We start from the raw sequence: 21,617 nt of genomic DNA, 5'->3' as shown, positions 1-21,617 counted from the left end.
ATGGCGGCGTTGCGCGAGCCGCGTCGCTCGCGCAGCGCGCTCAGGCCGTGGCGGTGAGCGCTCCGGTCGCGATGCGCGCCGCCGACGCGACGACGTCCGCGCGCGCAGCGGCGTCGGCCTGCGCTTGCGTGAACGACACCGCGAGCACGATCGGCGCGCGCGACGGCGGCCACACCACCGCGACCTCGGTCGTCGTGCCGTAACCGCCGGTGCCGCGCTTGGCCGCCACGCGCGAGCCCGGCGGCACGCCGGCCGCGATGCCGGTCGCGTCGGGCGCGCCGGCCGTCATCCAGTCGGTGAGCTGCGCGCGCTGCGCTTGCTGCAGCGTGTCGCCGAGCAGCAGCCGCTGCAGCGTATCGACCATCGCAACCGGCGTCGACGTGTCACGCTCGTCGCCGGGCGCGGCACGGTTCAGCTCGGGCTCCCAGCGATCGAGCCGGAACACGGTGTCGCCGCTTTCGTGCGCGAACGCCGTGACGGCCTGCGGGCCGCCGAGCACGTTCATCAGCAGGTTCCCCGCGCCCTTGTCACCCGACTGCAGCATTGCGGCGCAGAGTTGCGCGATCGTCATGCCCGTGTCGACGTGGCTCTCCGTCACCGGCGAGCCGGCCACGACTTCGTAACGGCGATACAGGATGCGACGCGGCAGCAGCGATGCATCGAGCGACGCACGCGCGAGGATCGCGGCGGCCGCGACGACCGCATAGGTGCCGCACAGTGGGAAGCGCTCGCGCGCATGATGCGCGATGCGCGTGCCGTTCGACGTGTCGAGCGCGGCGACGCCGAGCCGGCCGTTCGACGCCTTATCGAGTGCGGCGAGCTCGCTGCGGGCAACATGCGCGCGCCCCTGATCGGCAATGGGAGCCGACGTGCACGCGGCGACGAACGGCGCGGACACGGCGGCGAGCAACAGCGAACGACGAGTCGGAGAATGGTCCATGAATGAAGGCGTTCAGTCGGAAACGGTGGCGAAGCGGTGCGTGGCGCAATACGCGCGGGCATTGGCGAGGCACGCGCGCGTTCATGGCGGCGGCCGGCTCGCGACGATGTGGCCGCGCCTCGCGCGACACGTTCGTCGCCGCCGCGAACGGCGGCCCTCGCGTGAACAGGCCCTAGCGTAGCAGCGAGCGCCGCCGCGTTCCAGCGGCGCGCCGCTTCAGCCTTGCGAAGAAGGCAGATAAGGCATCGGATTGACCGGCTTGCCGTCGCGCCTCACCTCGAACAGCAGCGCGACATGCGCGTTGTCCACGTCGCCCATTTCGGCGATCGCATCGCCCTGGCGCACGATGTCGCCCGTCTTCACGAGCACCCGGCGGCTATGCGCGTACGCGGTCAGAAAATCCGCATTGTGCTGGACGATGATCAGGCTGCCGTAATCGTTCAGGCCCGTGCCCGCATACATCACGCGGCCGTCGGCGGCCGCGCGCACCGGGTCGCCCGGCCGGCCGGCGATCTGAATGCCGCGGTTCTGGCCGGGACGGAACGCATCGACGATCTTGCCGCGGGCCGGCCACGTCAGCGACACCGCGCTCGCGTGCCGCCTGGTTTCGTTGACGACCCGGCGCTCGTTCGCCGGCGACACGTTCGGCTGCGCGGCAGCCGCGGGATTGGTCTGCGCGGCGGGAGCGGCCGGAACGGCACCAGCCGTCGCGTCGCTCGCGCGCTGCGCCGGTGCCGGCTGCTGCTGCCGGACGATGCGCAGCACCTGTCCGCGCCGCAACCTGGCGTGCGCATCGAGCTTGTTCCAGGTACGCAGCTCGGCCACGCTGCAAGCGTGCGCGGCCGCGATGGCGCTCAGCGTGTCGCCGCGCTTCACCACGTACTTCCGTACGACGAGGATCGGGGCAGCCGGCGGCACCGGTGTAGCCGGCAGTGCAGCGGCGGGCTGCTCCGACGACGGTCCCGCGAGCGTATCGCTCGGCGGAACGGGTTCCGTACTTGCACAACCGGCCATGACGAGCACGGCGGCCAGGCCGGGCAGCCAGGCCGCGTTGCGGTACATCTCGCACAGTTTCATGGACGATCGACTCCCGTTTGACAATCTTTCAAGCATCTCAAAAACGGAACGGCCGACGTGTAACCGGATGCAAACAATGATGACAAACGATCACGAGGCGCGCGTCGGCGGGACCTTCGTTCTCGGTAATACGGTCGGAATCGGAAAAACTTGACGGTTTCCTGCACGCCAGGCGGAAATTTTCTCGCCCGAGGACCGCCGGAACGGCATTCGGACGGCCGGCGCGGCCTTCATCGCAGCCAGTCGACCAGCTCGGCGCAGGCCCATGCGACGCCGATGCACAGGAACAACAGGTGCAACGCGATCTTGAACGACACACCCCACGACGGCTCGTCGCGCATCCCGGTCTCCTCCTGGATCGATATGCGGCGATGATCGGTGACCGATCGCGCCCCGAAAATGCGGAAGCGGCGAACCGTGTCTCAGGCTCAGCCTGAGGCACGAGGCACGAGGTCCGAGGCCGGCCCGAGACCGGCGCGGCCGTTCCTGCTAACTTATCGGCCATTCCCGTCCTGACGCCCCGCTCCGACCATGCGCTTCGATCTGACCGACCTGCGGCTCTTTCTGAACATCTGCGAGGCCGGCACGATCACGGGCGGCGCCGAGCGGACCCACATCACGTTGCAGGCCGCGAGCGAGCGCATCCGCGGCATGGAGGACGAACTGGGCGTACCGCTGCTGCACCGGGCGAAGTCGGGCGTGCAGGCGACCGATGCCGGCCATGCGCTCGAGCATCACGCACGCACGGTGCTGCAACAGATCGATCAGATGCGCGGCGAGCTGCAGCAATACGGCCAGGGGCTGCGCGGGCACATCCGGCTGCTGTGCAATACGGCGTCGCTGAGCGAATACCTGCCCGACGCGCTCGCCGCATACCTGCCGCATCATCCGAAACTGTCGATCAGCGTCGAGGAGCGTTCGAGCCAGGAGATCGTGCATGCGATTCGCAACAAGACCGCGGAGGTCGGCATCGTCGCCGATTCGGTCGGCCTCGACGGGCTCGAGCAGCGGCGCTTCCGCGAGGACTGGCTGATCGCGGTCGTGCCGGCCGCGCATCCGCTCGCCGCACGCGAGCACGTCGCGTTCGACGAAATCGTCGATGCGGACTTCATCGGGCTCACCGACGGCAGCGCGCTGCAGGTCCATCTCGCCGAGCAGGCGCGTGCGCTCGGCAAGCGAATCCGCTACCGTGTCCAGTTGAAGAGCTTCGACGCGATCTGCCGCGTGATCGAAAGCGGCGTCGGGATCGGCATCGTGTCGCGCCATGCGGCCGAGCGCGCGGCGCAGACGCTGGACGTGCGGCTCGTCGAGCTGTCCGACGCATGGAGCCATCGCAAGCTGACGCTGTGCGCGCGCTCGTTCGACCAGTTGCCGAAATATACGCAGGCGTTCGTATCGTTTCTGTCGAACGACACGCCGCCGCGCTGAGCGACACGCGGCCATCGAAGCAACCGGAGGACATACGAGGAGGCATTGCCATCATGACCGAATCCGACCTCGCGATCCGCTATCGCGCATACATCGAGTGCCTGAACCGTCAGGATTGGGCGGCGCTGGGCGACTACGTCGCCGACAACGTGATCCACAACGATCGGCCGCTGGGCCTGGCCGGCTACCGCGCGATGCTGCAGCAGGATTTCCGCGACATCCCGGATCTGCGTTTCGAGATCCGGCTGCTCGTGTGCGAGCCGCCGCGCATCGCGGCGCGGCTGCGCTTCGCGTGTGCGCCGCGCGGCACGTTCATGGGGCTGGCCGTCGACGGCAGGCGCGTGACCTTCGCCGAAAACGTCTTCTACGAGTTCGACGACGACAGGATCCGGCAGGTCTGGTCGGTCATCGACAAGGCCGCGATCGAAGCGCAGCTGTGATGGTCGCGCGCGGCCGCGGGCGCGGCGGCGGCCGGCGCTGCACTACGCTGCCCGCTCAGAACTTGTGGCGAATCGCGGCGCGCACCGCGAACTGGTTCGACGACGACGACGGCCCGTCGGTCCCGACGACATAGCCGCCGTCCGCCGCGGTGCCGGTCTTGTCGCCGGCCACTTTCTGCCAGGCGCCCTGCAGATAGACGTCGGTGCGCTTCGACAGGCTGTAGTCGGCCATCAGCCCGACGGTGTGGTACTTCGGCTTGAACGAACCGGCCGCAGCGTCGAACTTGCCGTCGGTGTACACGTACTGCGCGCCCAGATAGAAATCTGGCGTGAGCTGGTACTTGCCGTTGACCTCGAAGTTCTGGAACTTGGTCGCGCTCAGCCCGAGCCCCGAGAACGTCGATGCCGGCAGGTAGACCGTCGACACCGGGTTCTTCACGTCCGTCTTCGTATAGACGAAGCCGACCGTCGCCGGGCCGAACGTGTAGTTGATGCCGCCGCCGAAGATGCGCAGGCGGTCGGCGACGAAGTTCGCGTCGTCGGCGGCGATCGCGCCGGCGTTACCGGCGCCCGGGTTGTTCGCCTGCAGATACGCGGCCGCGACCTGCAGCCCGGCCAGCGAATACTGCGCGCCGAGGCTGTACTGGCGGTTGTTCGAGAAGCCGGTGCTGTTGCTGAAGCTGTAGGTGCCGCCGAACGTCAGGCCGTTCCAGTCGGCGCTCGCGTACTTGACCGTGTTGTTGACGCGGAACGAGTTGTCGGTGTTGTCGTTGTCGAACGGATGCGAGAACAGCGTGCCGCCCCAGTTGCCGTTGGCCGTGAGCGGCGCGAGGTAGTCGACGACCGAGTCGTACTGGCGGCCGAAGCTGAGCGTACCGAAGCGCGATTCGCTGAGCCCGACGAACGCCTGGCGGCCGAACATGCGGCCGCCCTGGCCGAGCCGCCCGTTGTTCACGTCGAAGCCGTTTTCCAGCGTGAAGATCGCCTTCAGCCCGCCGCCGAGATCCTCGCTGCCCTTCAGGCCCCAGCGGCTGCCCTGCGCGTAGCCGCTCGCGAGCTGGTAATTGGTCTTGCCGAGCCCGTTGACGTTCACGTTGTTGGTGTAGTTGAAGCCTTCGTCGATCAGGCCATACAGCGTCACACTGTTCTGCGCAAAGACCGGCGCGGCACAAGCGGCCAGCGCGGCGGTGAGAATGACGTGCTTCTTCATGACGAATCTCCGGAGCCTGGGCCGGGTTGGTCGAGCAACCGGCGCATGTTTGGTCTGTTGTTTACGTGGCCCGCCGTGCGGACGACGCGGTGTGCGGCCGCGTGAGGACAAAATGGTGTCACGTCGGAAATCGTCCGTCCATCGGGCTGCGGGTGCGCGGCGCAAACCGTTGCGCTCGTCCAACTGCGTACTGCGGCGTACTGCGCCGGCGGCCCGCCGCGGCTTGCCGGCGTTGGCCGGACGGGCCGCCATCCGCGTAAACCCGGTGGCAGCGGCATCGGTGGCACAATGCGCATCCGTTCGCCATTTCTTCACGAAGTCATGCTTCACCCCGATTCCTGCGCGGCACGTGCCAGCCGCGCATGCGGCGGGCGCCGGGAGGCGCTCCGATGACCGCGCCGGCCCGGGCCGGCCGCTACGCCGAGCTCGATTTCTTCCGCGGCCTGGTGCTGCTCGTGATCGTCGTCGACCACATCGGCGGCAGCATCCTGTCGCGCGTCACGCTGCACGCGTATGCGCTGTGCGACGCGGCCGAGGTATTCGTGTTCCTCGGCGGCTTCGCGACCGCCATCGCTTACAACTCGCTTGCGGAGCGCCACGACGAGGCAGCCGCGCGCCAGCGCTTCATCCGGCGCGCGTTCGAGATCTATCGTGCGTTCCTCGTGACGGCCGGCCTGATGCTGCTGATCACGGCCATGCTGAACGCGTTCTCGATCGACGGCCCGAACATGCCGACCAACGATCTCGACGGCCTGCTCGAGAAGCCGCTCGTCGCGCTGCGCGACATCCTGCTGTTCCGTCGCCAGCCGTATCTCGCGTCGGTGCTGCCGATGTACGCGTTCTTCGCGCTGCTGGTTCCGCTCGCGCTGCCGCTCGCGCGCACGCAGCCGTGGCTGCTGCTCGCGTTCAGCGGCTCGCTGTGGTACGCGGCGCCGCATGCCGCGCGCTTCCTGCCGACCGTCGAAGGCGTGCCCTGGGACTTCAACCCGTTCGCGTGGCAGTTCCTGTTCGTGCTCGGCGTGATCGCGCGCTGCCAGCCCGTCTACCAGACGCTCGCGCCGAAACCGCAGGGCTGGCTGCTCACGGCCGTCTCGCTCGCGATCGTCGCCGCGGGCGCGTACTACCGGCTGCGCATCGAGCCGTTCCCGACCGATCCGTCGATCAAGCAGAACCTCGGTGCGCTGCGGCTCGCGAACTTCGTCGCGATCGCGTGGCTCGCGGCCAAGCTCGTCCACCTCGGCTGGATGAAGAAGGTCGCGCATGCGATGCCGTGGATCGGCACGATCGGCCGCCAGGGGCTGCTGTGCTTCGTCGCGGGCACCGGCATCTCGCTCGCGGTCGACTCGCTGCTGTACCAGGCGACCGAAGGCTATCTCGACGTGCCGCTCGGGCTGACCGCCGATGTCGTCGCGATGGGGCTGCTGTATCTGGTCGCGAAACTCTATGGGCCGCTCGTGTCGCGGCTGCCGTCGCCGTTCCGTTCGCGACGATGACCGGCCGAGCCGTCATGCGCGGCTGCTACGATAGCGGTCGCCTCCATTGAAACGCTTCGCCATGCGCCGCTTCGTCCTGCCAATCACCGCCGTGCTGCTCGCCGCCACGCTCGCCACCGCTCACGCCACGCCGGGCGGGCCCGCGGTGTCGCCGGGCGCGTCGCCCGCCGCGGCTGCGCCGGCCGCTCAGGAATCGGCGCTCAATCCGGGCAGCAGCATCGCGCTGCGTTCGTTCCGGTCGGCGGCGCTGAAGCGCGACTGGTCGTACACCGTGTACCTGCCGCCCGGCTACAACGCGGAAGGCGCGCGTTATCCGGTGCTGTACCTGCTGCACGGCAACGCCGGCAACGCGAACGACTGGATCACGCAGGGCCGGCTGCAGGTCACGGCCGACACGCTGATCGAGCGCCACGAGATCCCGCCCGTCGTGATCGTGATGCCGCAGGGCGGCACCGACTGGTACGTCGACCGCAAGGAGAAGATGCAGAGCGCGTTCCTCAACGATCTGCTGCCGGAGGTCGAGGCGCATTTCGCGGTGTCGAACCAGCGCGCGGGCCGCGCGATCGGCGGCGTGTCGATGGGCGGCTTCGGCGCGCTGCGCTTCGCGCTGCTCGAACCGGGCCTGTTCTGCGGCGCGATGCTGCTGAGCCCCGCGATCTACGCGAACGAGCCGCCGCTGAATTCCGCCGCGCGTTATGTGGGCGTGTTCGGCGACCGGCAATTCGATCCGCGCGTATGGCACGAGCTCAACTATCCGGCGCTGATGCGCGCTTATTTCACGCGCACGTGGCGCGTGCCGATGTTCATCGCGGCCGGCGACGACGACCTCACGATCCAGGCCGAATCGAGCCTGTTGTACACGCAGCTGCGCCGCGCGCAGAATCCGGCCGAACTGCGCGTCGTCGACGGCGGGCATACGTGGGACGTGTGGCGCGGGCTGCTCGGCCAGGGGCTGAGATACGTGCTCGAATGCGTGAGGTAAGGACGCGGGATCTTGCGCGGGCCGCCCGGCATCGGCGCTGGCACCGGTGGGCGCAGTCACGGGCCGATCGCTTGCGGCAGACCTGCGCGTCAGCGTTCGTGATAGACGGCGAGCCATACGGACGGCTCATCCGGATGCGTCCATGCGACCCGATGACGACAGTGCGGTTCGATCAGCAGGTAGTCGCCGGCGCGCATCTCGAGCCGCGACCCATCGGCTTCGAACTCGAGCACCGCCGCGCCGGACAGCAACGCTACCCATTCGGCGCGCGTATCGTCGTACCAGAACCCAGCGGGACTCGCGTGGCCCATCGACACGATTCGCTCGATATCGACGCGCGCGCCGTGGACGAGCACGTCGACCTGCTCGTCGCGGCTGCGGCTTGCTTCGGGACTGAACAGGTTGCCGGTGTGAAGTTGCATCGTCTGATCCTCGTGTTCGCCCTTGGGTCAAGGTGGTTGACGCTCACTGTAGCCCACTGTCGCGCAGCGTCATGTCGACGGCCGGAACGCCGCAACCTTGTTTCGCCCGGTCGCATTCGCGCGGTATAGCGCCCGATCCGCGGCCTTGATCATGCTGTCGGCTTCCTCATCGCGCTCGGGCGTCCAGCTGGCCAGGCCGATGCTTGCGGTCACGTGCCCATGCTCGCTGCCGACGTGTTCGAGCGCCAGCTCGTCGATTGCCGCGCGAATGCGCTCGGCGATCCGCGCGGCGCCCGGCTCGGGCGTGTCGGGCAACAGCACGACGAACTCCTCGCCGCCGTAGCGGGCTGCGCTGTCGACCGGCCGGCGAATGTTGTCGCCGATGCAGCGCGCCACCGCCGCGAGCGCGTCGTCGCCGGCCTGATGACCATAGGTGTCGTTATAGGCCTTGAAACGGTCGACGTCGACGAACAACAGCGAGAACACCGAGCGCGCGCGCCGTGCGCGACGCCATTCGCGCTCCAGGACTTCCGCGAAGCTGCGGCGATTGCCGAGGCCGGTGAGACCGTCGGTGCGCGCGAGCAGCACGAGTTCCGATTCCGCGCGCATCCGATGCCGCAGCTGCGCGCCGAGCATCACCGACACCGCGATGAACGCCGCACCGAACGTTGCGACCAGCGCGCCGATCGTCGCGGCGCGGTGCCGCCACGACGCGTAGATGTCCTGCTCCGCTTCGGCGACCATCACGATCAGCGGCAGCTTCGGCAGATGCCTGAAGTAGTACAGACGGCGCACGCCGTCGAGCGACGATTTTTCCGAGAACACGCCGTCGCGCGCGGCCTGGAAGCGCCCGAAGGTTGCCCCGCGGCTGACGTCGCGGCCGATGGTTTGCGCATCGTATGGCTGACGCATCACCACGACGCCGTCGTCGCGGATCAGCGACATCGAGCCGTGCTGTCCGAGCGACAGGCCGGCAAACAGCTGGTGGAAGTATTCGAGGTTCAGTGCGATGAGGACGACGCCGGCAAACGAGCCGTCCGGATTCGAGATCCGCCGCGTGAGGCCGATGCTCAGCGCGCCGCCGCGCAGCCGCGACGCGAACGGATCGCTGACATAGAGCCCGACATCCGGATGGTCGCGGTGGACGGTGAAGTACTTGCGATCGGCAAAATTGCCGCGGCGCGGCACGTCGGTAGCCGAATCGAGGACGATGTTACCGTCGGCATCGAGCACCAGCATCGAGCCGAGAAAGCGCGCGGTCATCGCGTTGTCGAACAGCACTGCGCGGCGCACGCTCGGCGGCGCATTCATCACGTCGGGACGCTTCAGGCCGTCGATGACGGCCTGCAGCGACAGGTCGTAGAGCTCGAAGTTGCGTTGGATGTCGCGCTCGACGATCAGGCCGAGGTTGCGCGACGTTTCGCTTGCCCGCTCGAGCGCGTCGGTGCGGCTCTGGAACAGTTGCAGCACGCACAGGCCCATGAGCGCGCAGGCAACCGCGATGCCGATCACGACGATGGTTATGGGAGCCGCCGGCCTCGACTGCATGTGTCTCCTTTGCGACGGAACGGGTGCGTACGCGCATGCCTCGATTACTTCATACTAAAAAAGGTGCGGGCGCAGATCAAGCGGCGGAGTTAGTTGGTGCGTGGGCGAGGGTTGCGCGTTGGGGCCGGCGCCGGTTGTATTTTTTTCACGCGGATCGAAAATCGTTCAAGTGCGTGAAGCGGGCGATCTGTGCGGGGTGGGCGGGTAAGCGTTGAACTTCGGGGGGCTGATGCAGATCGGTTTCGATGGCGTTTGGTGCACCCATGCCTACCGGGGCCGCATATGACTAAGTGAGACTCCCGGCCGCCAGGCTATTCGCCGTAGTACGACGTCGACCGGGCAATGACGCGATTTTCGCCGGGCGGACATGCGCACATGACGATGTCGCCGTCGAGTACACCGTGTGTATTGCCTACACCCCACGTTTTCGCCGTACCGAAAATCGACCCGGTCTGGCCGCAACGGCCGCAGGACGCTCGGCCCATGTGATAAGCATAGGGTTGTCCGTGGTCCAGATCGGACTCGTCACCATCGAGCACGTGACCGCCCGTTGTCGTTGCATTGCCTTTCAGCGCCATCATTTTGTGCATTTCCCGCTACCTCCGATTTTTCCAAGCCCAGTCATCTGCTATCCGGCCGATCCAGGATCATTCGGTAGCCCGATACACCGCATCTCGTTGCGCCGCTCAAGATCGAATAGCGTAATTGCTCAACCCTCATCCTGCGTACCGGGCTGCACCGACGCTTTCGGCTTCGGCGCCGGCGCGCTCTGCTGCGGCGCCGATCGCACGATCGGCCGATCCTTCGCGTCGACCAGCACAAGCGTGTTGTCGCGCACCTCGATCTTCACCGGATCGGTCTTTTTCCACTGCTTCTTCGACACCGCCAGTTTCCACACCGCGCCGTCCCCCGGCTCACGGAAGAACGCCACGACGCCGACCACCTGCGCGTCCGGGTTCATCGGCTCGACCACGCTGGCGCTCGCGCCCGGGCGCAACACGACATCCTTGGTCGCCAGCAGATCCGCCTTCAGCACATCGAGATCGTTGGTCTGCAACTGGGTATAGTCGAGTTGCTCGAAGGTCTTCGCGTCCTTCAACTGATAGAGCCTCACCACCGTCGACAACGGCTGCCCCGCTGCGTTGGCATTGAGCGACGAGCGGGCGACGAGGTCCAGGTTCATCGTCTTCACCTGCGTCGTGAAGGCCCATTTCGCAGCGTCCACCGTGCTGTCCTTCACGGCCTGGCCGACGCCGCAACCGGCGGTCGCAACGACCACCACGGTGGCCACTGCACCGGCCAGGCTTCGTCCAATCGGTATCCTTAAAATGTTCATCTGATTGTTGTCCATGTTTCGAGTTCTGCGTCGCGTTGTGCCAGCGATTCGTACTGCGGGCTTATACGGTTTCCGTCGCCCCGCTCCAGCGCCCCAGCTGCACCCGTGTCACGCGAGTGGGTCCGTGCCCTACCGCAGGCGGCGACCCGAGCTGCGTGGTCAGGCCGAGGTTCGCCTGACCGGCGGCCAACAACGGTTCCGGCATCAGGTCGGGATGCACCTGCATCTCGAGCAGCGCTTCGCTTTCGTAGCCGAGGTAGAAGCGCAGCAACGCGGTGATCTGCCGGTATGCCGGTTGCCCGGGCACCAGCGCGGCGACCGCTTCGCGCGTGTGCGGCGTGATCACGATGCGCACCGTGTTCGCCCGATCGTAGAACCCGCGTCCGAGCAGACATTGTTCGCCGAGCGCTGCAGGCTCGAAATCGTTGACGGTACGCCACACCGGATAGAACTCCTCGACGTCGATCGCGGCATCCGGTATCGCATGTGTCAGCACGCCGGCGAGCCCTTCCGCGGTACGCGTTTTCTGCGCGGCCAGCCCGAGCATCGACAGCAGTGCGCGCGCGCCGACGTCGCGCGGCAGCCCCCAGTCCGGCGCGCGCGTTTCAGGCGAGCGGAACCCCAGTCCGACGAGACTGAGCGCGCCGCGCGACACCGTATCGAAGCCGTCGGGCCGAAAGCCGGCCGGATAGCGGTACTTCCGCCAGATCCGGTAGAACTGCGTCGCGATCCGGTGATGAAACAGATCAAGGAACGCTGCAAGCGGCTCGGCGCCGTCGCGGTTCTGCGCCACTTCGTCGACGAAGTACGCCGGCATCCGCGCGTCGACGCCGTACAAACCAAGGAACGTCGTACGCACCGCAACCGGCTTCGCAGGATCGTCCGCGTCGTATTCGACTGCATCGATCTCGCGCGCCGGAAACCCAAGTTGGCCACGCGAGCGGAACCGGACCGGATCCGTCGCGGGCGAATCGGTGGCGCCGAGCGGCGCTGCATCGGGTGACGCCAGTTCGATCAACGCGCAGAAGCGATAGAAATTCATCCGATGCGCCTGATCCAACAGCGCCGGCAACAACAACCGGTCCGCGTGGGCTGGCGGCAAGGTCGTCAAGCTGCGTTCCGACGGGGTCGCGAGTGCGTTCAAAACGGCGCTCCTTCGCCCTTCGTATCGGGCCATTCGAGCCGCTGACCAGTCGGCTGCGACACGATGACGAGCTTCGTGTACAGGTTGACCGTCGCATAGAGGCCGAGGAACCGGTTCAGCATGGCGCCGAACAGCTCGAGATCGCCGTTGCCCGCGAAACGCGTGCTGTCGATCGTCACCGCAATCTCGACGCCGCGCATCAAGCCGCCCTTCACGAGCTTCTGCAATGGCCGGTGACGCACGTCGGCGATCGCCTCGATGCGCCGCCGGTTCAACTCCCCGTCCGTCCAGTCGTACAACGCGAGCGAGCCGCGCAGGATTTCCGCATCGAGCAGCGACAGATAGTTCGGCGCCAGATGGGACAGCACACGCCATTGGAAGCGATCGCCGGTCGGCGGGTAGACCGGCAGCGTCGGTGCGGTCAGATTACGCACTGCCGCGATGTTGGTGAAGCCCGCGCGCATCCGCGTGATGCTGGCATCGCGCAGCGCCTTGCGCGGCAGCATGCCGTTGGTGCCCGTCACCGACAGCGACAGCGTTTCCGCGGGCAGCGCATGCTCGCTTTCCCAAGCGTGGCCGCCCAGCACGACCCACGTATCGAACCGTCCGGAAGGCGCGCGTCGCACGTGCGAATGGAAATATCGCTCGGGCATCGTATGGCGCAGCATGCCGCCACGATGGCGGAATGCCGCGAACGGCGCATATTCGAAGCGTCGGCCGCGATCGATGCCGTGCACCGCGTCGATCGAGTAGATATCGACCAACGGGCCGTGCTGCTCGCGCGCCCGTACCCGGTACTCGGTCTCGAACTGAGTGACCTTGACCGGATCGGCCTGAACGGGAAACAGGTTGATGATCGGCGTGCAGTAGAGCCGCACGTTCTGCGCGTTGAAACGCATGTCGTCCTGCCACGGCTTTGCCAGCACGATCTCGACGTCGACATGCGGCGCGGACGGTGGAAGCGCCTGGATGTCGAGCCCGAGCAGGTCGACGAACATGAACTTCTCGGGGAACGTGAAGTACTCCAGCAGCAACTGGTAGCCGCCAAACGCGTTGTCGGCCTTCGGCCACAGACGTTCGTTGCCCGCGTAGCCGGCCGCCTCGATCCGAAGCCCCGGCATATCTTGAGGCGCACCGGGGCGATCTTCCGGGAAACCGGGCACACGCACGTGCATTGCCAGCGGTTTCGCCGTCAACGCGGCATGCAGTGCAAGCGCAATCGGGCGGTCCGCGTCGAGATACAGCCGCAGTCGCGGTACATGCAGTCGTTCACGCTGAGCTTGTGGCTGAATCGCCAGGCGCAACCGGATGACCGAGCGACCGTCTTCGCGCGCCCACGCGCCTGCGTCGGTGAGCGTGATCGGGTAGAGATCGATCGGCTGCGTCGTGCGGTACACGCATTCGACGTGTGCGGGTGCGCCCTCTGTGTGGCCCGTCGCGATCGGTCCGGACGTCACCTCGAGGCCGGCGCCGAGCGTCTCGTGCTTTTGCAGCGCACCCATGCCCGGCGTGAGCTCGAGGATCGACAACGACGGAATCATGCGCAGATAGTGCGGCCACAGCATGCTGACGAGCCCTTCGGTCAACTCGGGCAGCTCGTCGTCGAGCTTGTGACGCAGGCGGCCCATCAGGAACGCGAAGCCTTCGAGCAGCCGCTCCACATGAGGGTCGCGCTCGCCTCCGCGATCCAGGCCCAGCTCGCGCGCGCGATCGGGAAATGCATCGGCAAACTCCCGGCCGGCGTCGCGCAAATAGCGCATCTCCGCCTCGTAATAGCGCAGGATCTCGTTATCCTTGATCGGATTCGTCATTCAGTGTCCTGTTGTGTCATTCGGGCAGCGCCCCGCCGGGGATCGGCACGGACGCGTGGCGCGCCGCGGCGAGCGCGCCCGGCGGAAGCGGCGGCGGCTGCAACGCCGTACCGGCCGCTCGGGACGGCGTCGTTCGGGGCACAAAGACGCGTGAAGGCAATGCGAACCCGCGCAACGCCAGCAGTTCGAGCGGCCCCTTGCCGACATCGGTACGCATCAGATAGGTCAGCGGATACGCCAGCGATGCCGGCGCGGGAGCGAGCGGCGCCTGCGCGGTCAACGACTCGCCATCGTCCGTCTTCGCGGCGCCTGCCTTCGACTGCGGCGCCTGCGGCGCGGCCTGCCAAGTGATCAGATAGGTGGCCGTATCCACCGGGCTCACGTGTGCTCGCTCCAGCAGCCGGACCAGCGCCCACCGGCCGCCGAATTCCATGTTCAGGTTCGTGCCCGCTCGCTCGGTCTGCCATTCGAGACGCGTGCCGGCCTTCTGCGGCTCGTTCGACGGCCACGTGAACGTCTGCCACGTCTCCTGCTGGTTGTAGTAGTGCAGCTTTTGACCGTCTACCGTCAGGCGCGTGTCCGTCACGCCGAGGCTGGGTACCGGTTTGAGGTCGAATGCGTACTGCGGCTCGCCCTGCGCCAGCAGGTGATTGGCGATCCGCTGCAGCATGTTGATCGCATTGAGAAAGGCCGGATCGATCGTGCGCGCCGCGCTGCTCGCGCCTGAACCGCTCGATGCCGGCACCCATTGGTCGCCCTGCAACGTCAGCACGCCCGCCAGCTGCGTGGCGAGGAACGAGCCGACCAAGCCGCCCTGCGGTCGCAGGAAGCGCGACAGCTCGGGCAACGATGCGTCGTTGTTGGTGTTGGCGAACGGATAGCGGCCGGCAAACGAGCGGTTCCAGCTCGCGACGACGGTCTGGCGCCATGCGTCGTTCAAGCTCGCCTGTGCCGGCTCCAGAATGGCCTGAGTGGCTTGCGTGACCGGCTGCACGAACAACGACTGCCCCATCCCCGCCCACTGCTCGCCGAGACTGGCGGCGACAAGCTGCGCATAGGCGAGCGTGTCGGCCAGTTCCGAACTCTTGCCTTGGAACAGCGACTGCGCGACTTGTCGCGACTCGCTATCGGCGTCCGGGCTGTCGGCGATTTGTTGCAGCTTCAGACGCAGCATCGTGATGCGTTCGATGAAACGCTGCAGGCTCAGGTCGCTCGTTGCGCCTGCCGTCGCAGCGTTCCCCGGTGCGATCAGATGCAACACGGGGCCGAACGACACGCCGAGCGGTCCGGCCGGGTCGGGCGCGGCCGGCTGCGGCGCATTGTCCTTGCTCGCGAACATGTTCTGCGCCTTGTTCACCAGAGTGTCGGACAGCGATGTCTTCACGACGCCCGCTCCGCCCTGGAACTCGAGCGACTTCATCAGCGAGATCACCGGCGACTGCCGCGAATCGGCGATGAGTTTCAACTGCGCGACGGCGGCCGGCAAGGTCCGCGCCGGTTCGCACGTGATGCTGTTCATGAAGGTTTGCCAACGGTCCGCATAGTCCGCGAAGTAGCGCGTGCGCAACGACGCGCGCAGCGCCTCGGGCGTCGCGGCCGACGCGTTGCGATTGGCGCCGGTCGCGCCGAGCACCCAGTCGGCCGTCACGCCATTGCGTTTCGCCATGTCGTCGATCGCGGCCTCGATGGTCCCGTCCCATGCCTGACGCGTGTACGCGCCGGGCACGCTGGCCGTGGTTTTCAGCAGTCCGCGCGTGTCGGTGCCATCGGTCAGAGACGCGAGCGTCTGGTCCGGGTACTTGTGGCCGACCGATTCGAGGATGCCCTGATAGATCGTGTCTTCCGAGTTTTTCACGCCGATCACGGCGAGCAAGGTCTGGCGGGCGCCCGCGACGAGCTCGTCGCGCGCGGCGATGCGCCAGTCGGGATGCGCGCCGAGGTGCTGCGCGTAGAACGCCAGCAGCCGCTGCGACAGGTCGAGCTTTTCGCCCGGAGACAGTCCGATGCCGCCGTTCCAATGGCGCACCAGTTGCGGCGTCATGAACGCTGCATCGGCGCGCGACGGGTCCGCCATCATCAGGTACGTCTTGAGCGCGGCGTGACCGTCGCGAGCGAGACGATTGACCTGGTCATCGACTTGGGTGGTCGGCATCTGCGTGAGATCGACCAGTTGCCCCTCGATGTCCTGTTGCACGGGCGCAAGCAGTTGCGGGCGCGCTTCGCGCGCATAGGGCTTCCATAATGCGGTGAGCACGTCCTGATCGTGATTCAGGCCGAAGCGCGAGAACAGTGTCGGACGCTCGACGCGCGCTTCGTAGAACTCGATGCGCTGCTGGAGCGCGAGCAAGGCGCGCAGACGGGTCGCCGGACTGTTGGCGCCGTTGAACGTGCGAAGCACGTCATTCGTCAGCGCCAGGCCGCGGGCATTCGTCAGGCCCGAGATGAGCATGCCGGCGCCCCACAGTCCGACGGCGGCCAGCGCAATTCCCGAGACCATCGTGAAAGGATGCGTCGCCGTGCGGCGGCCCGGCGTACGCCTGGCTGCATCGGTCAGATAGCGCCACAACGGAAAGTGAAGACTGTCGGTGCCCGTTGTCGTCGCTCCGGATGCCGGCCACGGTGCGAACATCACACCGGCAACCGGTTGGGCACGACGTTGCCAGTCGGACAAGCTCGCGATCCAGCGAGCCAGCGGTGCGCTGCGCGTATCGAGACGGATCGAGAGATCTGACGCGTAGCGGTCGGCAGGGTTGTGCGCGAGCTGGCCGACACTGACGTCGGCCAAGCGATGGCGTAATTCGAGTAGCGCGGTTTCGATTGCAGGCGCATCAGCAGCGTGCGGGATTTCACAACCGGTGACGGGCGTATCCACACGGTGAACGGTGTCCGTGCCGTCGAGATCGAGGATGAATACCGGCGCAGACCAACGCAGCAGGTGCGTGATACGCGCGAGGTGGATGCCCCATGGACTTGTCGTGCCGCGAACTGCGTCGGGCAGCAATGTCGATTCGTCGACCATCAGGATGATCGCGTCGAGCGGACGCGTGCGACGAAAGCAACGAATCTGCTTCAGCCACATCTCGTCGGGACGACCGTCCGATCCGGTGCGTCCCCACAGCAGCACCGCGTCATCCATGAGCAGCCAACCGCGTTCTTTGAGCTCGGGCAACAAGCGGCCAATAGTTGTCTCGTCGCCCGTCAACAGCAGCCAGGGGCGCGTATAAGCCCATCGAAACCATCGGATTTGCTTCATCTGGAAGCGGAGGTCTTTCAACTGCAAGGCGGCCGATTCAACCTGCTTCTTCCCGGCGTCGGCAGCGGGGTTGATCGGAGGAGGAGGCTCGAGCCCATGATCTTTGGACGCCTGCTGCGCACCGAGCTGCACGAGCCCGCGTCGCTGCAAAGTGAGACCGATCGCTGCCAACAGCATCACTCCAGCGCCGAGGATAGCTAACCGATTTTGGGAGAACCACGCCTTCAGATCCTTGAGATCGACGGTGTACAGAATCAACGCCGTCACGGCCGCGATCGCCGCGATGACGAGCAGGCACCGGCCCAATATGCGTCTTTTCAACGTCACCTCAGATTTCCTTTTGTCTTTTTTTCGGCTGAGCACCGCGAACGATGCAGAGATGCAGCACCTCGTCACCCGGCTCACGCCAGGCGACGAGGTGTGGTTCCCCTTCCTTCGATGCTTCATACGCAGTGGCGAGCGCAATCCAGCTGGTGGCTGGCCCCGCCTCACCCACGATGTGATCGAAGGATCTTTCGATCGGTCTCACCTTAGTGTCGGTAGTAAACGCCGCCGTAATCGCACCGGACTCCGCTTCGCATCGGCTGAACCAGGCGTGAGTGATGTGATCGGGTGAGAGCTGCATCTGCACGAGTTGCTTCAGGTCTGCGTCGCGCGCGTCTGCCGTGCTGATCATCGGACGAAAGACACGGCCCGGCTCCTCGTCGGCCGATTCCATCAGGAGCGCTGCGGCCCCCTCGCTGAAGGTATGCCTGGTCGCACTGTCTGGCCAAATTTGTACAGTAATGAGCAAATGCGGCTCGGTACCGACAAGGTCGACCTGCTGCGTAAGAAACGATGCACAATCCACTGCCGGTTCGGTGTCAATCTTGAATTTGCAAGCAGGCGCGAACCTGCAAAGCGCATCCTCTGCATCCGCTTTCCAGCCGAGCAGGGATTCTTCCGGTGCGTCGGCGACAACCAGCTTGACGCGCAACTCCTTCCGCTCAGCAAGCGCCACCTGCAACTTTTCTGCGATTTGATTGAGCAACTTCTCGCGTCGTTGCTTAAGCGTCTTGTTCTTTGACCATGGAAACGTGCTCGCCCGCCCTCTATTCACTGGGAGGTCCGCATCGGCCTCCCTCATCCCAGCAGCTGGAACAAGTATCGGCAGGATGGCCACGGAAGCCGTTACACAAACGTGGCGTCGGCACCATGATTGCCAAAGAGACATGATCCGCTCTTGCTCACGCTCCAGTTCTTCCGCAGCCGTCTGTTCGCGCTCCCAGCGGTCCAGCCGAATGCCGAGCGCTATCGCGCAAGACACAAGCGGAGCGCCGATGAGCAGTCCCCAGAATTGAAGCCCGTGCGTGGATTTTCCATGAGGCCACAGCAGCAATAAGGCGCCCGCAGCGCCGACCGCGAGTGCCAAGAGACCGGGCACCCATACTCGAAGTTCAGGCGGCTTCGGGTAGGAAACTGAGGTCAGCGTTGGAATAGGCCAAGACATAGTGAAGTAACCAGACGACGATCGATGCGTAGCCTTCAGCGCTGCAACTGCGGAGAGACAAGATCAACCAATCGCTGCGCCTGATTGACCAGTTTGGGATACTCGCTTTGGGAGGGCAGTTTTTTCGCAAAGCATTGCTCATAGGTGATCGATGTCTGTAGATTCGACACAGAACACGCCGGCATACCCTTTACCGTAGCTTTCTCGGTGAAAATGAAAATGCGATCGCCCTGCATGACCGTCACGGCGAGGTTGTCGGGGGGACTAGGTGCGGGGTCATCCTGTCCGACGGCAAACACAATCGCCCGCGCGATTGAATCGCCGCCTCGTGCAGCCACCGGTATTTCGCCATAGGAATAAACGGCTGCATCTCCGTTGAGCGTTGCGGTCGCATTGTAAAATTCTTCAGTCCCCAGCATTTTCCGAAGCGTCGAATAATGCTTGAAATCTTTCCGATGAACCGCCAACCATGACTCCATAATCGGCACAGTCGTAACGAAAAGTAGTGTTTTGGCATCGAATGATTTCACCTCGACTCCGTCCAATCCATCGTACTCGTCGTCCGACCTTGAACCAATAACGCTCTTGCCGCTTCTCGGAAAGCCTTTCGCATTGACCGCGCCCACCAGTCTTTGCAATTTGATCCGCACGTCTTGCATCGCTTTATCGGCGGCCCGACTCAACCGTTCGCTCCCTTGATCGGAGTATTTCGCATGAACGGCTTCGACCGCGTTGTTTCTCGAGGTAACGTAATCGCGGATCGATGTTTCCGAAAAGACCGAAATTGACGTCACCAGAAGAGCGGTTCCAACGATTTTTAAAAGTCTGCTTTTCATTTGATTTTGATGGCCCATAGAAATTTCGTTTTTCGTATTCCGATCAAATTCTAGGAGCCTCCGTATTCTCTCAGGTACTTGTCGAAGTCCGCCTTCATATCGGTCATCGTGTAGCCTTGGTCTTGCCCTCCACCAGGAAGCGATGGCCATTGACGCTTGCGAAGCAGACTCACTGCCTGATCGATATCACCCTGCCGGATATAACCCAAAGCACTGGGAGCGGGCAGACATTCCGGTTTCGGGCCAAAACGTCCCGGCTCGCCCTCCATCAACCACACCGCATAGCGGTCTTGGGTCTGGGGAGTGAAGTCTGAAGGTAACGCGCCGGTGCCCAGAGCGTGTCCTCTTTTCCATGATGACCTGGCAATCTGGTATGCACCTTGGTGGTCTTCCGCTTTTTGGGGATTGGATGGATAGGTTGAAAAATCCTTGATCCCGTTCTGAATCTTGTAGACGCCTTGCGATGCAAAATAGGTCTTTTCATCGCCGAATGAAAAAAACGCTTTGGCCTCCCGTGACCGGATGATCTTCAAAAAAGCTTTCATGCGCGCAAGGGCAAGTGGATCGAAGTATCCAGGCTTGCGATAGATCCCGCTCACCTCATAGAAATGCGTACCCCCGCCTCCACTGAAGCAAAGATAGTTTCGTTTGAAGTCGCTGACATAGTAGTGGTACGTGCGTATGTCAATGTGACCGGGCTGGCCACGACCGTCAGCCGTTTCCGCGTCACCCTTGACGTGGTAGACGATCACGTCGCCGGGTAAGGCCCATCTCGCATCCGGAAGCTGATCGGTGACATTCACGAATCCCTGCGACATCAAGAATTCTCCCGCCACCTTCGCATAGCTACCCCCCGCCGCGTCAAAATCTCCTTTCTTGTTTTTTATGAACTTGATCGCGTTGCCTCGCCACAGCGCGATCTTCACATACATGTAGCATTGCCCCTTCGATTTTTTGGAAGGCTTGCTTCCATACGTAATCGAACCATCCGCGATCTTCTTCAGATTGACGACCGTGGCCGACGACGGCATCGAGTGCTCCGTCTGGCCCTCCGCAATGGAGATCAGCGATTGCACCGCAGTGAGATTTCGTGGCGCACTACTCGTGTTGGCAGCACCGCCCTGTGCAGACGCCGGTGTTTGCGGCCGGACCACTGTCCCTGCCACCGGGTTCGAGTCGAGCCCGAAGATGTCTTCGATGAAGTGCCATGCCGCATGTACCTTGTGGCTTGCCCAGTCGGTAAATGTTTCGGTCGGTGCCGCTTGCGGATGTCCAAGTTTGTCCCGAGCGGCGGTCGTAGTGGTCGACGGCGCACGTTTCCCGGAACTCCCTTTAGCGATCGTGGTGCCTTTCTTCGGCAAGGGAGTCGTCGACGGCTTTGCTGAACCGACTGGCGGCGTCGAGGACGCCGCCGCACCCGGCCTCCCGTCCGTGGCCTTTATCGTTTCGGAATTTCCCGACGTCGCAGCGGCCGGGGTGTTGTCGTTTGTGGTACTTGGTGCACTCGAAGCCCCGCCCGCCGTCGACTCATCTTGAGACGAATAGGCTGGATGCGATTGCGAGCTACGTGTGTCATCGACGGGTGGCGATGGCTCACGCGCCGCGTCGTCGGACGAACCAGCGTGTGGCTGCGTCTCGCTTTCCAACACCATGCTTCCGCTCATCAGCGTCGCCGATGTGTCGGCTGTTGGCACGGTGTAACAGGCGACCTGTTTGTAAGCGCCACTGTCCGTCAATACCAAAACCGCGCAGTCCGCCCCCGCGGAGAACGAATTGACGGGAGCGGCCTTGCCATCGCCATCCGTCACCCCGTCAATGATTGCGCCGTCGGATTCGAAGCGGTATTTGAGCCCATTGATCGGCGTGCCGTCGAGGCCGACAAACACGTGATCGAGCACCGGCGCGCCCGACTCCAGGCCCGAGCGTGGCGCAGAGTCCTGCGTCGTCGTGGCCTCCGGCAACGGCCCGTCGTTAGACGAAGCAGTCGATGCTGTCTGGGTTGCAGGAAATTTGTCGGCCTGGGCAACCGCGGACGTGGTCGTGTCTCCCGATGCGGGAGCGCCCGTCGATGTAGTCGTGATTTCAGATGCTGCTTCGTTCGTCGTCGCCGATTCTTGAACAGGCACTTGTGCGTTGGAAGCGGCACCATCGACCGGGAGAACCGTTGTCGATCCCGTTGCTGCATCGTCAAAAGTCGTTGCCATGTGC

17 protein-coding genes are annotated in these 21,617 nt (G+C 64.8%); 4 read left to right on the top strand and 13 right to left on the bottom strand.

From position 1 onward, the window contains the following. Positions 1-40 precede the first annotated feature (40 nt). Both bla and MYA_RS19670 read right to left on the bottom strand, forming a co-directional pair. Complete coding sequence (gene bla, locus MYA_RS19675; protein WP_011882401.1) at positions 41-940, bottom strand: class A beta-lactamase; 900 nt, start codon at positions 938-940, stop codon at positions 41-43. A gap of 216 nt (positions 941-1,156) precedes the next feature. Continuing rightward, positions 1,157-2,017, bottom strand: coding sequence for a peptidoglycan DD-metalloendopeptidase family protein (locus tag MYA_RS19670; protein ID WP_014724749.1), 861 nt, complete (start codon positions 2,015-2,017; stop codon positions 1,157-1,159). A gap of 531 nt (positions 2,018-2,548) precedes the next feature. Between MYA_RS19670 and MYA_RS19665 the strand changes: the two genes are divergently transcribed. Next, positions 2,549-3,445 (top strand): LysR substrate-binding domain-containing protein, encoded by an 897-nt coding sequence (locus MYA_RS19665; RefSeq protein ID WP_014724748.1) that lies wholly within the window; start codon positions 2,549-2,551, stop codon positions 3,443-3,445. Positions 3,446-3,498: 53 nt separating this feature from the next. Then, the gene (locus MYA_RS19660; RefSeq protein ID WP_011882405.1) at positions 3,499-3,885 is read left to right on the top strand and encodes an ester cyclase; all 387 of its coding nucleotides are present in this window, start codon (positions 3,499-3,501) and stop codon (positions 3,883-3,885) included. Positions 3,886-3,940: 55 nt separating this feature from the next. On the opposite strand, the gene MYA_RS19655 is transcribed toward MYA_RS19660, so the two are convergent. Continuing rightward, on the bottom strand, positions 3,941-5,095 hold the full coding sequence (locus tag MYA_RS19655) for a porin (RefSeq protein ID WP_014724747.1): 1,155 nt from the start codon (positions 5,093-5,095) through the stop codon (positions 3,941-3,943). A 389-nt stretch (positions 5,096-5,484) separates the two neighbouring features. Between MYA_RS19655 and MYA_RS19650 the strand changes: the two genes are divergently transcribed. After that, on the top strand, positions 5,485-6,588 hold the full coding sequence (locus tag MYA_RS19650; protein ID WP_011882407.1) for an OpgC domain-containing protein: 1,104 nt from the start codon (positions 5,485-5,487) through the stop codon (positions 6,586-6,588). Positions 6,589-6,649: 61 nt separating this feature from the next. Beyond that, positions 6,650-7,570 carry an alpha/beta hydrolase gene (locus MYA_RS19645; RefSeq protein WP_014724746.1) on the top strand — a complete coding sequence of 307 codons (921 nt, stop codon included), beginning with the start codon at positions 6,650-6,652 and terminating at the stop codon, positions 7,568-7,570. A gap of 89 nt (positions 7,571-7,659) precedes the next feature. Here the strand turns inward: MYA_RS19645 and MYA_RS19640 are convergent, their stop codons facing one another. The 10 genes from MYA_RS19640 to MYA_RS19600 form a co-directional block, all read right to left on the bottom strand. After that, positions 7,660-7,992 carry a cupin domain-containing protein gene (locus MYA_RS19640; RefSeq protein ID WP_014724745.1) on the bottom strand — a complete coding sequence of 111 codons (333 nt, stop codon included), beginning with the start codon at positions 7,990-7,992 and terminating at the stop codon, positions 7,660-7,662. Positions 7,993-8,061: 69 nt separating this feature from the next. Further along, positions 8,062-9,540: a sensor domain-containing diguanylate cyclase gene (locus tag MYA_RS19635; protein WP_014724744.1), complete on the bottom strand. Its 1,479-nt coding sequence runs from the start codon at positions 9,538-9,540 to the stop codon at positions 8,062-8,064. Between the two features lie 311 nt (positions 9,541-9,851). Next, on the bottom strand, positions 9,852-10,121 hold the full coding sequence (locus tag MYA_RS30090) for a PAAR domain-containing protein (protein ID WP_224056530.1): 270 nt from the start codon (positions 10,119-10,121) through the stop codon (positions 9,852-9,854). A 128-nt stretch (positions 10,122-10,249) separates the two neighbouring features. Next, a complete protein-coding gene (tssJ, locus tag MYA_RS19630; RefSeq protein WP_014724743.1) occupies positions 10,250-10,891 on the bottom strand; it encodes a type VI secretion system lipoprotein TssJ in 642 nt (213 codons plus the stop codon). A 46-nt stretch (positions 10,892-10,937) separates the two neighbouring features. Next, a complete protein-coding gene (tssG, locus tag MYA_RS19625) occupies positions 10,938-11,918 on the bottom strand; it encodes a type VI secretion system baseplate subunit TssG (protein ID WP_224056529.1) in 981 nt (326 codons plus the stop codon). Positions 11,919-12,016: 98 nt separating this feature from the next. Further along, a complete protein-coding gene (gene tssF, locus MYA_RS19620) occupies positions 12,017-13,831 on the bottom strand; it encodes a type VI secretion system baseplate subunit TssF (protein ID WP_014724741.1) in 1,815 nt (604 codons plus the stop codon). Positions 13,832-13,847: 16 nt separating this feature from the next. After that, on the bottom strand, positions 13,848-17,411 hold the full coding sequence (locus MYA_RS19615; RefSeq protein WP_014724740.1) for an ImcF-related family protein: 3,564 nt from the start codon (positions 17,409-17,411) through the stop codon (positions 13,848-13,850). A gap of 1 nt (position 17,412) precedes the next feature. Next, complete coding sequence (locus MYA_RS19610) at positions 17,413-18,495, bottom strand: hypothetical protein (RefSeq protein ID WP_238539584.1); 1,083 nt, start codon at positions 18,493-18,495, stop codon at positions 17,413-17,415. 113 nt (positions 18,496-18,608) lie between these two features. Further along, positions 18,609-19,427: a hypothetical protein gene (locus tag MYA_RS31335; RefSeq protein WP_060082186.1), complete on the bottom strand. Its 819-nt coding sequence runs from the start codon at positions 19,425-19,427 to the stop codon at positions 18,609-18,611. Between the two features lie 32 nt (positions 19,428-19,459). Continuing rightward, positions 19,460-21,613: a hypothetical protein gene (locus MYA_RS19600; protein ID WP_011881741.1), complete on the bottom strand. Its 2,154-nt coding sequence runs from the start codon at positions 21,611-21,613 to the stop codon at positions 19,460-19,462. Positions 21,614-21,617: the final 4 nt, after the last annotated feature.

Source organism: Burkholderia sp. KJ006 (genome assembly GCF_000262695.1).
GTDB classification, from domain to species: domain Bacteria; phylum Pseudomonadota; class Gammaproteobacteria; order Burkholderiales; family Burkholderiaceae; genus Burkholderia; species Burkholderia vietnamiensis.
This window is presented reverse-complemented; position numbering and strand designations above follow the sequence as displayed.